Here is a 13693-nt window from a genome sequence, read left to right as displayed (position 1 = left end):
ATACAGTAAGTGCTTAAAAAATGAAAAACCTCACTTGGTTAGATACGGTTCACCTTGACTATTTATACGGAAAACTAATGACCAATATACATATTAAATTGCTAATATAAATAAGAATGTGTTCATTTTGGAAGCTTACTGTTAAAAATTCTATGAGTAACGGAACATTTATCATGTAGAATAAAAGCAGCAAAGCTTCCATTTATCCTACTCAATTTATTTATAAATATTCCATTAAATCATTTAATATTTCATCCAAGTTACTTCTGCAAATATCAACATGAAGTATAAATATTTTAACTACTCCATTCTCTGTTTCTATTTCATACTCTTCTAAAGGATTTTCAAATTTTTGGTTTACTCGAAGCACTGGATATATCAAAAAAATCTTCTTACAATTGTAAGCAAGAGCATATGCTAGCATTTGATAAATATCAGTTTGTGAAACATTTACATTAAAGCCACGGATAGGATTTTTATATTTTGCATCAACAATCACTTGGATTTTATCGTCTCTGTAAATGGTAATATCTGGTTTTAACTTAAAAGATTTTTTCTTTTCGTCCAAGTATTTTTGAGGTTTTTGATACAATACAGAGTACCCTTCAATTTTTGACAACATCTTATAAACCGTATATTCAAACAATTCATTCAAGGGGATTAAAAATGTAAATGTATAATCCGGTCCATTAGAAAAGCCAGCTTGTTGATTATGATAAAACAATTTAGCTAAATTAAATATAGGCAGATATTGAGCGTTTAATTTATTGAATTGTATCCTTTTAAATATTGATCTATTTAGGTTAATTGTCTGTACATCTTGTAGATATAGTAGTCCTACTTTTAACAATTTCTTATTCTCTGCTATTTTTGTTATTCCTAATAACCTTACAATTGTAGTTTTAAAAATTTGATTTAATAAAGTATCCTCAGTAAATTCTTCATACTTCACATAATGTTGATGATTCAGTCCATGATTCCTTAACAATGATTTTTGGAATAAGATCTTACCTTTAATAAATTGAATATTTTCTTCAATTGATTCATATTGGCGGTGAACATTCAATTTATATTCGTTTAGAAATTCCCTAATAAAAATTCCAATAAAGACCTCTAGTATATCATTATGATATTTAGAAATCATCATCGGCGTTGGCAGTTCTTTTACTTTTAAATAGTTAGAAAATGAGAGTAGTCGAAATAATAATTGAATAGATTGTTCCTTTTCTATTTCTATATTCTCTAAATTTTCATCACGAAAAATTTTCGGTAGAATTTGGAGATGCAAATTTCTAGATGCAACGAAACCAACATATTTTTTTAACAATAGTCTATTATCTGCACGTAAAATTAAATTTTGACTACCCCAAATAGATTCAAGGGACTGAAGCTCATTTTTTTGTTCATTTGTAAGATCGACATAGCTTGTACGGTCTTCAAACATTGTAATCATCTTTGTAGATTTCATCTTTTTACTCCAAATAAACAGCCATAATAGCTTGTTCAAAATCAGATAATTGATCGCGATGCGATTTCATACTTAAAAACTTAATACCACCGTAATCATTGAAGAAGCCGGTACCGATAATTTCTTTAATAGTTTTTGAATCATGATAAAAATACTCCATTAATAAAGGAATGATTTTATAATTCCAAGCCTTATACAAATCCTCTAGAGTAATAATATCCATAAAATATGAATGCCCTATTCGATGATCTCTATCTAGATGATATGTAATCTTTTTATTAAGAACGTCCAATAATTTATCTAATTCGACAGAATTATTGACCTTTGAACTAATATTTAAAAAAGGTTTAATAAAAATTGTTGGATCAGGCTCTACCTCTTTAAATACGAAACGTCTTCTTAATGCGGTATCTAGCATAGATATTGAACGATCAGCTGTATTCATAGTACCAATAATATACAAGTTTTCAGGTATAGTAAAAGGCTTCTTTGAATACGGTAACGTAACAAATACACTATCCCGCTTATCTTTTTCAATTAATGTGATCAATTCCCCAAATATTTTAGAAACATTTCCTCGGTTGATTTCATCGATAATCAAATAGTAAGGCTTAATTTCATTAGATGATACTTGTAGTTTATCTTTATTCTCCCCATGAACAAGTTTTAGAACATCCGATATAGTTATTCTTGATAATTCATATATCGTTTTTAGCGTTAAATTCTTGCGGCCATTAAGTTCATATATATCTACTGGTTTCTCAAACTCCTTTATCCATGTTACTTCTCTTGTATGAGGATAAGTTAGTTTCGTATTATATTTATAATCACTTTTAATTATTCCGATATCCCGAATAGTTGATCGACCATCATAGATTAAAACAATATCACCAATGCTCATTTGATTCACTAAATTATCTAAACTACTCGAATCTTGAAGTGGCTCTGGTTCATCATCAGATCTTTCTTTATTTAAACTTAAAAAAATATCATCATATGAAAAATCCGTTAAATTTTGATCATCAAGCCATCCAACGGCAATCACTTTTTGTCCTTTACATTCTTTATAAATATTTTCACTGTTTCGTTGTCCCAATGAAACCTTCCAAATTTTTGAAGAATCGCGAATCAGTTGGATTTCATCTGAGTGTATATCTGCTTTTAACAATTGAGTAGACGCAGACTCTACAAATTCTTTTAAAATCCCATCTTCAATTTTATATTTTAAATCGTTTTGATCTTCACTACTTAGTTGAGGACGGATTCCTTCTATGAATTCTTCATATGAGTATGATTGATGAAAAGTAACAAATTTAACTCTCTCTTCCTTTTCAACAGTTTCAAACTTCACATAATTATTATTTCGCTTGGACTCGAAGCATTCAATGATCTTTTTTGTAGCATAGGTTTTACCCGTACCTGGTGGCCCATATAAAATTAAGTTCGGGTTATACTCTAAAAGATTTGCATATATTTTATATTCGTCTAGTTCCTCAAAATTATCATCAAGATCATCAGGCATATTATCTTTCAGTTCTTCCGAACCTTCCATCTCGATCAGGGGATTTCTTGGTGTTACTCTTCTACCGACCAAAAGATTATCGTAAAACTGAATAGGATTATCAACAATGAAATATCCTTTATCATCTAACTCTGATAAAACACTTTTTAAGTATTTTTCCTTATTCGGAGCCTCTTCCTTTGCATATTTTAACAATTCCTTCAAAGAATACTTAATTTGATTTTTTTGATCATATAAATTTTGAAGAGGACTATATGGTTCCCATAGACCGTTCTGAAAAATATTTATGCTATCAATTCGGGAATCGCTATTAATTAATATGTTCAAATCTTTCTCTTTTGGTTCTAATAAAGTATTTTCTAATGAAATGAAAATCTTCCTTTCACTTTCAAAAAGAAAATTTATTGGATTATTGGGTGCATCATTGGAAAGTGTTAACTCAAAAAAACCACATCCCTTAGTTGCCTTTGAAATTTTATTTAATAGATTTATATCGTACTCAAAGTATGGATACTTAATAAACTTCTGAACAGTAATAGGATTTTTAAAAACTTTAACCTCATCAAATAAAACAGCCCAGTTATCTTCTTTGTGAATATTATTTGGTTTCTCTCCATACTCCTTTACCTTCCAAAGTGCATTAATCTGTGAATTAAAAATCGGGAAGACAAGATCCCTAGGCTCAATTCCTCCATACCAAGTATTCCCCTCTGGACCCGCGGCATAAAATTTTTCTTCTATTTGTTCGGGTTTTTCTTTACCGAATTTTCCGAAAAATATTTTTTGCAATTTGCATACCTCCTTTTTCTATACATAAAAATACAATATACTATAATTCTATCTAACATTAATGGTTATTTATATAAGTCAAAGGTAAAATATTAAATTTTTTAATAATGAATCCCTTAAATATTGGTTCATTTTCTTACAAGGTAATTTATATAACTACTTCCTTTGTTTTGGATAGTATCACTAATAAACTCTAGAACAAATCACATAAAATTTCGCTTTACGTTACTCTATTGATTAATTCCTATCCACCAGAATATATATATATATTTATTTATTGTCTACTAGAATAATATTTTTATCATATCATTATGCATTTTCCCCATTCATTTTCTTCTTAAAAACGAAAATAGCAATAACTATAATAACAACCGTATATCCAATGACCCACCAAAGATGCGGTAAAATGGAGGCGTAGTCTCCAGAAAGGGCAGCTCTACTCGCGTCTACTGCGTGAACAAATGGAAGTGCATAAGCAATCTCTTTGAACCAGCCCCCTACTAGATTCAAATCAAACCATGTACCGCTTAACCATGCACTAACATTCGTTAGCAGCGCTCCACAAATACCGCCTACCTGCTTGTCGTTAAATATGCTACCTGCTAATAATCCTATTCCTATAAATAGTAAGGATATTGGCAGAAGGACAAGAATAGCAAGCAAAACATTGGCATTGAACGGCAATCCTAAGAAAAGTGCTGCGATAAAGCTAATGATCGTTTGAACAATTGCCATGGGTACGAGTGGCACTATATATCCTATAATGTAGTCAGAGGCAGAAAGAGGTGCCGTGAACAATCGCATCAAAAACGAGGTGCTTCTATCTTTAGCTATTAACATTCCAGAGAATAGCGAGATGAAAGAAAGACCGAAAACTGCTATGCCAGGTATAAGTTTATTAATGTTAAATATTTCAGTTGGTACATTCGCTTGAATGGCAGTTAGCAATAATAAGATAACTAATGGGAAACCTATTCCAAATACCAAGTTTAAGGGATCCCTAAGAATCTCTTTGCGGTTGCGTGCAGCAAATGCTAGTGATCTCATCTTTCCACCTCCTCTTTAGTAGCTAATGTGACAAAGGCATCCTCTAGTGAATTTGTGTTGGTCCTTGCCATTAATTCAGCTACCGTTCCAACTGCCTTTAATTTCCCTTTCGCCATGATTCCTATACGTTCTGAAAGTGCTTCCGCTTCCTCCATATAATGGGTTGTGAGAATGGTGGTAATATTACCCTTTAATTTTTCAATAGCAGTCCAAAGTTCCCCTCTTGCGATGACATCCAGACCAAGAGTAGGTTCATCAAGGAAAAGTATCTGTGGATTCGTTATAAGTGCCATAGCAATACTCAGTCGTCTTTGCATTCCTCCTGATAAGGTTTTTGCCTTATTTTTCGATACTTCCGTCAGACTAAAAGTACTTAGCATCTCATTCACTTTTATCTCTACCGTTTTTTTATCGAAACCGTATATTTGAGCAATTAATTGAAGATTTTCTTTGACGGATAAATTGGGAGCTACAGCCGTTTCCTGTGGTGAAACATTAATCTTTTCTTTTACAGCATGGGGATTGGAGACTATACTGTTGCTAAGGAGGGCTGCATCTCCACTCGTAGGTCGGCTAAGGCAAGTCAACATCTTGATTGTTGTCGTTTTACCTGCACCATTCACTCCAAGTAATGCAAAAAGCTCGCCTTGTTTAATAGATAGATTGAGAGAATTGACTGCTATCTTTTCTTCGAATTTCTTTGTTAAATTTTTTGTTTCAATAGCAATCATTCGTCTTCCTCCTTATATTCCTGTGCATGAAGGATGTCCTGTGCAAACTGCATGAAAACATCGTTTTTGACAATCGCAATTCCCTGCGTCTCATCTCCCAGAACAAGCAAACTATCTCCTGCTTCAATATTAAATATCTCTCTAGCTTTTTTAGGAATAACAATTTGCCCTCGTTCTCCAACCTTTACTAGTCCAAATATGTGCTTTCCTTTTGGTTTAATACCTATCTCATCCTTATCATCCGAATCACTTACTAGATCATCCAATGCCACATCATATAATTGTGCTAACGCCTTACAATTATTGATATCCGGCACTGTTTCTCCGGATTCCCATTTCGCAACTGCTTGCCTTGACACCCCGATTTTTTCCGCCACTTCTTCTTGCGTGTATCTCAGCATTTTACGCATTTTTTTCAAATTCATATTTATCATATTTTTCACATCCTTTGTTTTCATTATATAGCACATCTTCCAATAATCTACCAACCAGAAATAACATAGAATGTTAATTTGGATTTGCATTTTGTTGAATGTGAGTTGTTTCAGTCCAAAGTAAAATCTTATTTACAAAAATGATCCCTCGTAAATTAAATTGGGGGATCTCAGACTGAATTCTAATAATTTTACACACTCAACATGGCTTCAAAGCGCTGATAAATTTTACATAATGGAATCGTTTGAAAGAAAAATCTAATTACCACCTATATTTGGACAAGTATTTTCTGTTATATAAAATTTCGACTATATGTCATTATTTCAGTGATATATTCCCCGATGATGTCTTCAATTTCACTTCATATTCTCCATTACTGAATTTTCCTCTTGTTTCCTTTTTATTTTGTTGAAGATCATCTAAATCAATGGCAACAGATCGTCTACCACTATTAGACTTTAGAAGAAGTGTGACATCTGGTTCAACATCTTTTAAAGATACATCTACATGACCACTTGTTGTTTTAACATACACATGACTATGGAATTGCAGGAAGTCGAGCATTACATTTCCACTACTTGCATTTACCTGTAAATCATGTGTTTGCAAGTCCTTACCGACAACATTGCCTGAAGACCCATCTAGTATTATCGCACCTTTAAATTGAATAGGTATTCGAACCTCTAATTCAGGCTTTTTCTTAAAAAAGCGAGTTATGTCTTTGTTAACTCCGATTGAAATTTTTCCTTTTTTCTTATCCATTTTTAATCCCGCATTATCGTATAAAATGAGAGATGCCTCTGATTCCTCAATATCAGCTGATACAACTTTTACATTAATACTTCCAAATTCTATTTGAATGCTATCTGTATTATTTACTGGAAGCCTTTGAACATCTACACTTTCTTTCTCCGAACAAGCAGTTAAAAATAATAAAACAAATAAAAATGACATAACTAAGTACTTTCTCAACTTACAGCACTCCTTTCATTGTGCATCATTATAAGAGGTGACGTAGGGTCAATTGCAATATCATTTTCAATTTATATAAATATTGAGGTTAAAAGACTTGAAGCTGACGTGGCGTCATTTTATATACTTATTTCAAACACTAGAAATCGGAGGGATGAACGGTTGAAGCAAGGCGATATTATTATTTATGGATGTGTTATTATTGGTGCAGGTATTGGACTTATATTGGATCATGCTTTTCCGGGTGTATTAATTGGATTGGGAACAGGTTACTTACTTCGGAGTTCCTTCAAGAAAGATAAAGAATAATACAATTAAAATTTTTGTTATTTTCAAAAAGACTTTAACAAGAAGGAAGTAGGTGCTTTTAGTTGATACATATCAATAAAGTAAGAGAAATAACAGGTGTTACAGTAAGAACACTACGCTACTACGATAAAATTGGCCTATTACAACCTGCTTCTAAAACGCAGGGAGGGCATCGACTTTATACAATTAACGAAATAAAAAAGTTGCAGCAAATACAGTTTTTCAAAAAAATTGGTTTTTCATTAAATGAAATTGATAACATGCTCACTAACAGTGATTGGGATTGGTCAGAAGGTTTAAAGGGTCAATTATCTTTTGTATTAAAAGAACAAAGAAGATTAAAGAAAATAGAGCTGTCATTAAAAGAAATCATTCATGGCATTGCCATTGAAGGTGAAGATAACTGGAACGCAATTAAAAAGATCATGCAGCTTTCTGTTAAAGATAAAGAAATACAACAGTCTTATCGTGAATCCATATTTGACGAAAAGGAAAAAAAACTTTTAGAAAAGCTGCCTAAAATGACAAGTGAAAACTCTAATTCACTTGAATGGATTGGACTAATTGGACAATTGAAACGTTTTATGAAGGATGGTCCTGAATCACATAGAGTGCAAAATATTATTAGAAGAATGGAGGAAAAACGTTTAGAAGATTTTGAAGGTGAGGATGAATTTTTAGATAAGCTGTGGGAGATAAGGAAATCGCCACAGCAATCAGAAAAATTAAGCTTTTATCCGATAGATGAAGATTTACTTAAATTTATGGACGATGCATATGCCATTTATTTGGATAGATTAGGTAAGGAGGAAATTAAATGAGTATAGAACTACTTCTCCTAATAGGAGGATTAGCTCTTTTGGACACATTAAGTCCTACAACAATTGGCGTAACAGTATACCTACTCCTAACAGAAAAAGAAAAACTTACAAAGTATATTTTAATATATTTATTGACTGTCGCTTTACTGTACTTTTTAATTGGAGTATCCCTCATGCTAGGGTTAAGTTTTTTACTTGAGACTATTTCAAAAATATTCCAAAACCGTGTAGTTAGTTGGTTTATATTTATAATAGGCGGGATATTATTTATTGCCAGTTTTTTTGTTCAAAATAAGAAAAAAAAATCAAAATTACCTGTTCTAAACTCAAGAAGCATTCTTTCTATTCTGACACTAGGATTTATTACATTTCTAATTGAAGCAGGTACTGCATTTCCATATTTCGCATCAATAGGTTTAATGATTAACTCAAAGCTAACATGGTTTGAATGGAGTTCGATTTTAGCAGCATATAACTTTATCATGATACTGCCTTCTCTATTACTGTTTACCTGCTATCTCCTATTTAGAAAATGGATTACAAAGCCACTTCAAAAACTTCATATGAAAACTTCTAATTATGGAGGGTCAGCACTTTCATGGATTATGTGCATTGTTGGATTCATCCTAATGTTTAAGAGTTTGGATTATTTATAATATGTCTGACCAATACGATAAAATAGGAGTATATTAGTTTAATTTAAATACTGTAAAAATTGTGGACTGTTTTCAATTACTATGCCAACTAAGCTCAATCCGATTGTGAAAGATCGAACAAATCAATTAATCCAGCAAGCTGTTAAAAAAGGAATTACAGTCGTTATTACGGATGGTTTGAAAAATCCATCAATTTTCTAAAAATATTATGACAAAATACATAAAAAAAAGATGTTTGGAAATAAGCTGCGAACATTTCTCTCTTTTTATTTCAAAAGATGTATTTTAAATTATTGAACCACCCACTCCTTAGAAATTATTCATTCTTCGTTGTACTTTTGATTGACTTCAAACAAGGGGGGATTTCGAAATATCCCCCTTAATCACCATATCAATTTCTGTTTCACATGATCTTATGCCAGAATTCCACCGTCAATCACATATTGGCTTCCTGTGATGAAAGAAGCATTTTCCGAAGCTAAAAACAAAACAAGATTTGCAATCTCTTCCGGTTGAGCATAGCGTTTCATCGGTAAAACCTCGTTTTTGACAATCGCAATTCCCTGGGACTCATCTCCTAGAACCAACAAACTGTCTCCTGGGCCAATATTAAATATCTCTCTAGATTTTTTAGGAATCACAATTTGTCCTCGTTCTCCAACCTTTACTAGTCCAAATATGTGCTTTCCTTTTGGTTTAATACCTATCCCTTCGTTATCATGTTAAGCAAATTTCGATATGAAAAGAGCCATCACAAAGGACGGCATATAAGAAGGGGTAGTTTATTGAACATAAGTTTAATTTTTTTAGAGAAATTAATTATCAAAATTAAGCTAAGCCTGTGATTTTCCGATCACTAAACTAGTATTCAAAAAGATCAACGTAAATCCATAAATGATGATGGACAAAATGTCTTATAGCATTTTAACTGAATATCGTATTTATTAACTGCTTCTTTTGTCTTGTTATCTATTAGTATAGATAATTCTCGGATTCGTGGAAGATTATATGAACTAAGATTTAATAGTGTTTCATCTATAAAACCTGGATGACACATCATTTCTATTGGACTTTTTTGAACACGTTTGAAGATACTAACTAGTGTTTCATATGTCGCATTATCTTTATGAAAATCAGAACAAAACTCAGGTATTTGTTTTGATTTATTTGTATTTGTTAGTTGACGAACTGGTAGCACATACTCTTTAGAAATACTTTCAACAATAGAAGAAATCGGTTCATTTGCGTGTATATTGTGATGTGTATCTATGTGTGTTGGTTCTAATCCGAGTGTATAAAAATACTCTATCTGTGCCCTAAGTTCTTTTTCTAAATCCATCCAATTCCCTTTTTTTAAAAGATCTCTATTATGATGAAAATATCCCCTATCATTAATTAATGATGGAACATTGGTATGAATAGGTTTACCAGCGGTAAGGTTTAAGTGAACACCAACTCCTAAAGAAGGGCAATTTTTTACTAGATTTACAGCATGTTCAGCAGCAGGCATGTTAACCATCAATGTTGTTGATGTTACAATCCCGTTTTTATGGGATTCAATAATCCCATAATTTACTCCTCTTGAAAGACCAAAGTCATCTGCATTAATGATTAAATACGACATGTTTGCTCTACCTCTATAGCGGTATTATGATTTTTAGCAAGATGCAAAGCTCCCCATAAACCACTTTGTCCATTAAGAGAAGCTATTTCAATATTTACACGCCCTTGTTGTACTTTAAATAGACGTAGCTTCATTTCGGTTTCAATTTTAGGAATCAAAAGGCTCGATTGATTCATAATACCTCCTCCTAAAATGATAGCTTCAGGGTTGAAAATTTGAACTAGATTAGCTAGGCCAATACCCAAGTATCTACAAACTTGTTCGATTATCGAGTAGCAAGCTTTATCTCCTTGTCTTACTGCTTCAAAGATCATTTCGGCTGTTAATGTTTTTTTACCGGTTAATTTAGATAAAATTACCGATTGTTCCTGAATTAATAATTGTTGACCTCTTTTTGTAATTGCAGTTCCAGACGCTAATGCTTCCAGACATCCAAAATTTCCACAGGAACACGGTGGGCCGTCTGGTACGACTGTTATATGTCCTAATTCACCAGCGAGATCCCGACTCCCACGATAAATTTGTCTATCTATAATAATAGCTCCTCCAATACCAGTACTGATCGTTACATATATTTGATTCTTATAGCCCCTCCCAGCACCGTAAACTGCTTCCCCAATCCCTGCAGCATTGGCATCATCATCAATAATTATAGGTATTTGATTCATCTTCTTTTGGAGGTATTCAACAATTCGAAAATTAGACCAATTTAGATTACCCGTGAAGTGAATGATTCCTTCTTCTCTATTTAGTGGTCCAGGAATACTAATACCTACGGATTTTAAAATGCCATCTTTATAATTTGATAGCGCTATTAATAGATCGAATTCTTCCACTAAAATATCTATTAGCATTTCGGGGGATTTTATATCACTTGTCTTTAAATAACGGGTTTCAATAATTTTATTTTCAGTAGCAATACCTATTAATGTTTTAGTTCCTCCAATATCTACTACTCCATATAATGTTGTCATTTATATCACCTTTTCTAAACATTTTAAGATTCATCCGAACTCATAACTTTACCGACACTGTTTAAAAGACTTTTGGTTTTTCGATTAAGGACTAATCCTATTAAAAGGCCAACAAGGATATAGATAAAAACTAGCAATAAGATTAAATTATATGGCCAAGCTGGTATTGGAAATATAGAACCATAAATCGGCAACAACATCACAAGAGCGCCGATTAAAGGTGCGATTCCATGTGACCACAAGCTAAATTCAAGCGGATGATTTTTTCTAACAAAACGCATCAAGGAAACGGATGCAAGAACATAAAGAAGTAAAATAGGCAAGGTTGCAAACGACCCCAATACTCCATATCCAATCGGATATGGACCAAAAATAAAACCTATAGTCAATGCAATAAGAGTTGCAAATATACCAACAGCATTAATTGCATGAATTGGGGTTGAAAATCGTTCATGGGTTTTTCCTAATTTCTTGGGGAGGACATTTTCTCGACCCATTGCATAAATTACGCGAACAGTGGCATTATTTAGAGCAAGGCTAATAGCAAAAGCGCTTACAATTCCGGCGATATCAACTGCTATTCTTAACCAATCCCCTACATATGTTGCAGCTAAATAATCCATAGCTAGTACAGATTGCGCAAACTCCTCTCCGTTATTAGGACCAAATCCAATGGCCATTGCGTAAGTGACTAGAATATAAAACAGGCCCATGCCTATTACCGAACCCCAGATAGCCCTTGGGATGTTTTTCTTAGGATTTGCGGTTTCTTCTGCAACCGTAGCAGCTGACTCAAAGCCCATGAATGTCATCATGGCAAAAATCATTCCAAAAAAGATGCCACTCCATCCAGTAGGAGATCCTTTAATCGTTATGACATCAAAAGTATGCCCTTCAGCTCCACCCTGAAAAATAATAGCTAATACCACTAATAAGATTATTAGCATTTCCGCACCTACAAAATATAAATCAGCTTTCATGGAACTACTTATTCCCCGTGTTGATAAATACCAGATAATCAAAATGAAAAAGATTGAAAATACCCCCCAGTGAATATTAATTCCAAGATGTTCAGTTAAAATCTTTGAACTAAAAAAAGATGCAACTAAAATGTTCTGAGGGTAAAAAACAAAGTATCCACTCATAAGTAACCATCCTGATAAAAACCCTACAGTTTGACCTAGCCCGGCAGAATTGTAGGCAAAGAAAGATCCTGCATGGGATATACGCTTAGAAAATTGTACAATGGTATTAGCAACAAAAAGTGAACCAATCAACGCAATGATATATACCAAGGGAACAGATGATCCTGCCGACTGAGCTACAACTTGAGGAACAAACATCATTCCGGCAGCTGGTGCCATTATTGCAATTGACATCGCAATCGCACCAGGAAGACTAATTGCATTTTTCTTTAGTTGATTTGACATAAGAAATCACCTCCGTATTTTTGGTAAAAACCAATATCAATAAAGGTAAATACCAATTTATTAAAACTCTATAGGAATCTAAAAATTTTGTCAATTATTTTAAAAAGAAAAAAACGGATCAATACATGATCCGTAATTAACGATAAATTTCCGTCTCAATATCATATCTATCTCCCCTATAAACGGAATGAGCAATTTCAATAATAGTATCATTTTGATCAAAAGTTACCTGTCTTAATCGAAAAACTGGTATCGTGTAATTTATCTGAAGTAATTCTGATTCCTGAGGAGTCGGCATTCCCACTTCTATTTTTTGTTGAGCCTTTATAATTTTTATATTGTACTCATCTTCCAAAATTTTATAAAGTGACTCGTTCTGAAAATTCCTATTTTCAATTCCGGGGAATCGTTCAATTGGCAGCATACTTGTTTCAATCGCAAGGGGCTCGAGATCTGCTAATCGCAGACGTTTTAATATAAGCAAATTCCCCTCTGATTTTAGTTCAGCAGCCATATTCGCTGAGGGGTTTGTAATAATATTTTTCTCACAAATCTTAGACCCAGGCATCATTCCTCTTAAACTCATATCTTCACTAAAGCTTTTTAATTTTTTTCCATGCGGAATTTTATTTTCGGCGACATAAGTTCCGCTTCCATGCCTCCGAACGAGAACATATTCATTAACAAGTTCTGAGATTGCTTGTCTAACGGTCACACGACTCATTTCAAACAATTCCGCAAGCTCCCTCTCAGGTGGTAACACATCACCAGGTTTCAACTCCCCCTTTTCAATCTTCTGGATTATTTTCTGTTTTAATTGTTTATATAAAGGTATTTTTTTTAAGCTCATGTAATTTCATTCCTCCACATTTTAAATCACTCTATTGACATTATAACCAAAAACTCATACTATTT

Annotated in this window: 14 protein-coding genes; 3 read left to right on the top strand and 11 right to left on the bottom strand. The window is 32.9% G+C overall.

Annotation, left to right across the window (positions count from 1 at the left end; translation table 11 throughout):
- Positions 1-220 precede the first annotated feature (220 nt).
- The 6 genes from ACQKP0_RS12470 to ACQKP0_RS12445 form a co-directional block, all read right to left on the bottom strand.
- Entirely contained in the window at positions 221-1468 is a 1248-nt protein-coding gene (locus ACQKP0_RS12470) for an McrC family protein (protein ID WP_427406178.1), read from the bottom strand.
- A 4-nt stretch (positions 1469-1472) separates the two neighbouring features.
- Complete coding sequence (locus ACQKP0_RS12465) at positions 1473-3779, bottom strand: AAA family ATPase (protein WP_427406177.1); 2307 nt, start codon at positions 3777-3779, stop codon at positions 1473-1475.
- A gap of 309 nt (positions 3780-4088) precedes the next feature.
- A complete protein-coding gene (locus tag ACQKP0_RS12460) occupies positions 4089-4826 on the bottom strand; it encodes an ABC transporter permease (RefSeq protein WP_427406176.1) in 738 nt (245 codons plus the stop codon).
- The gene (locus tag ACQKP0_RS12455; protein WP_427406175.1) at positions 4823-5557 is read right to left on the bottom strand and encodes an ABC transporter ATP-binding protein; all 735 of its coding nucleotides are present in this window, start codon (positions 5555-5557) and stop codon (positions 4823-4825) included. The genes ACQKP0_RS12460 and ACQKP0_RS12455 overlap by 4 nt, the downstream gene beginning before the upstream one ends.
- Positions 5554-5991 carry a helix-turn-helix domain-containing protein gene (locus ACQKP0_RS12450; protein WP_427406174.1) on the bottom strand — a complete coding sequence of 146 codons (438 nt, stop codon included), beginning with the start codon at positions 5989-5991 and terminating at the stop codon, positions 5554-5556. The genes ACQKP0_RS12455 and ACQKP0_RS12450 overlap by 4 nt, the downstream gene beginning before the upstream one ends.
- A 319-nt stretch (positions 5992-6310) precedes the next feature.
- On the bottom strand, positions 6311-6964 hold the full coding sequence (locus tag ACQKP0_RS12445) for a DUF4097 family beta strand repeat-containing protein (protein ID WP_427406173.1): 654 nt from the start codon (positions 6962-6964) through the stop codon (positions 6311-6313).
- A gap of 162 nt (positions 6965-7126) precedes the next feature.
- On the opposite strand from ACQKP0_RS12445, the gene ACQKP0_RS12440 reads away from it, so the two are divergent.
- The 3 genes from ACQKP0_RS12440 to ACQKP0_RS12430 all read left to right on the top strand — a co-directional run bounded on the left by ACQKP0_RS12440 (position 7127) and on the right by ACQKP0_RS12430 (position 8750).
- Positions 7127-7273 carry a hypothetical protein gene (locus ACQKP0_RS12440; RefSeq protein WP_427406172.1) on the top strand — a complete coding sequence of 49 codons (147 nt, stop codon included), beginning with the start codon at positions 7127-7129 and terminating at the stop codon, positions 7271-7273.
- A gap of 62 nt (positions 7274-7335) precedes the next feature.
- On the top strand, positions 7336-8094 hold the full coding sequence (locus ACQKP0_RS12435; RefSeq protein ID WP_427406171.1) for a MerR family transcriptional regulator: 759 nt from the start codon (positions 7336-7338) through the stop codon (positions 8092-8094).
- Positions 8091-8750 carry a GAP family protein gene (locus ACQKP0_RS12430; RefSeq protein WP_427406170.1) on the top strand — a complete coding sequence of 220 codons (660 nt, stop codon included), beginning with the start codon at positions 8091-8093 and terminating at the stop codon, positions 8748-8750. The genes ACQKP0_RS12435 and ACQKP0_RS12430 overlap by 4 nt, the downstream gene beginning before the upstream one ends.
- 413 nt (positions 8751-9163) lie before the next feature.
- Here the strand turns inward: ACQKP0_RS12430 and ACQKP0_RS12425 are convergent, their stop codons facing one another.
- The 5 genes from ACQKP0_RS12425 to ACQKP0_RS12405 all read right to left on the bottom strand — a co-directional run bounded on the left by ACQKP0_RS12425 (position 9164) and on the right by ACQKP0_RS12405 (position 13628).
- Positions 9164-9430, bottom strand: coding sequence for an SDR family oxidoreductase (locus tag ACQKP0_RS12425; protein WP_427406302.1), 267 nt, complete (start codon positions 9428-9430; stop codon positions 9164-9166).
- A gap of 197 nt (positions 9431-9627) precedes the next feature.
- The gene (gene chbG, locus ACQKP0_RS12420; RefSeq protein WP_427406169.1) at positions 9628-10374 is read right to left on the bottom strand and encodes a chitin disaccharide deacetylase; all 747 of its coding nucleotides are present in this window, start codon (positions 10372-10374) and stop codon (positions 9628-9630) included.
- Positions 10362-11348 carry an ROK family protein gene (locus ACQKP0_RS12415; protein ID WP_427406168.1) on the bottom strand — a complete coding sequence of 329 codons (987 nt, stop codon included), beginning with the start codon at positions 11346-11348 and terminating at the stop codon, positions 10362-10364. Before ACQKP0_RS12415 ends, chbG begins: the two co-directional genes overlap by 13 nt.
- Positions 11349-11371: 23 nt before the next feature.
- The gene (locus ACQKP0_RS12410) at positions 11372-12778 is read right to left on the bottom strand and encodes an APC family permease (RefSeq protein ID WP_427406167.1); all 1407 of its coding nucleotides are present in this window, start codon (positions 12776-12778) and stop codon (positions 11372-11374) included.
- Between the two features lie 136 nt (positions 12779-12914).
- Positions 12915-13628 carry a GntR family transcriptional regulator gene (locus ACQKP0_RS12405; RefSeq protein WP_427406166.1) on the bottom strand — a complete coding sequence of 238 codons (714 nt, stop codon included), beginning with the start codon at positions 13626-13628 and terminating at the stop codon, positions 12915-12917.
- Positions 13629-13693 lie beyond the last annotated feature (65 nt).

The sequence above is a fragment of the Heyndrickxia sp. NPDC080065 genome (assembly GCF_050281185.1).
Classification (GTDB): domain Bacteria; phylum Bacillota; class Bacilli; order Bacillales; family Bacillaceae_C; genus Heyndrickxia.
This window is presented reverse-complemented; position numbering and strand designations above follow the sequence as displayed.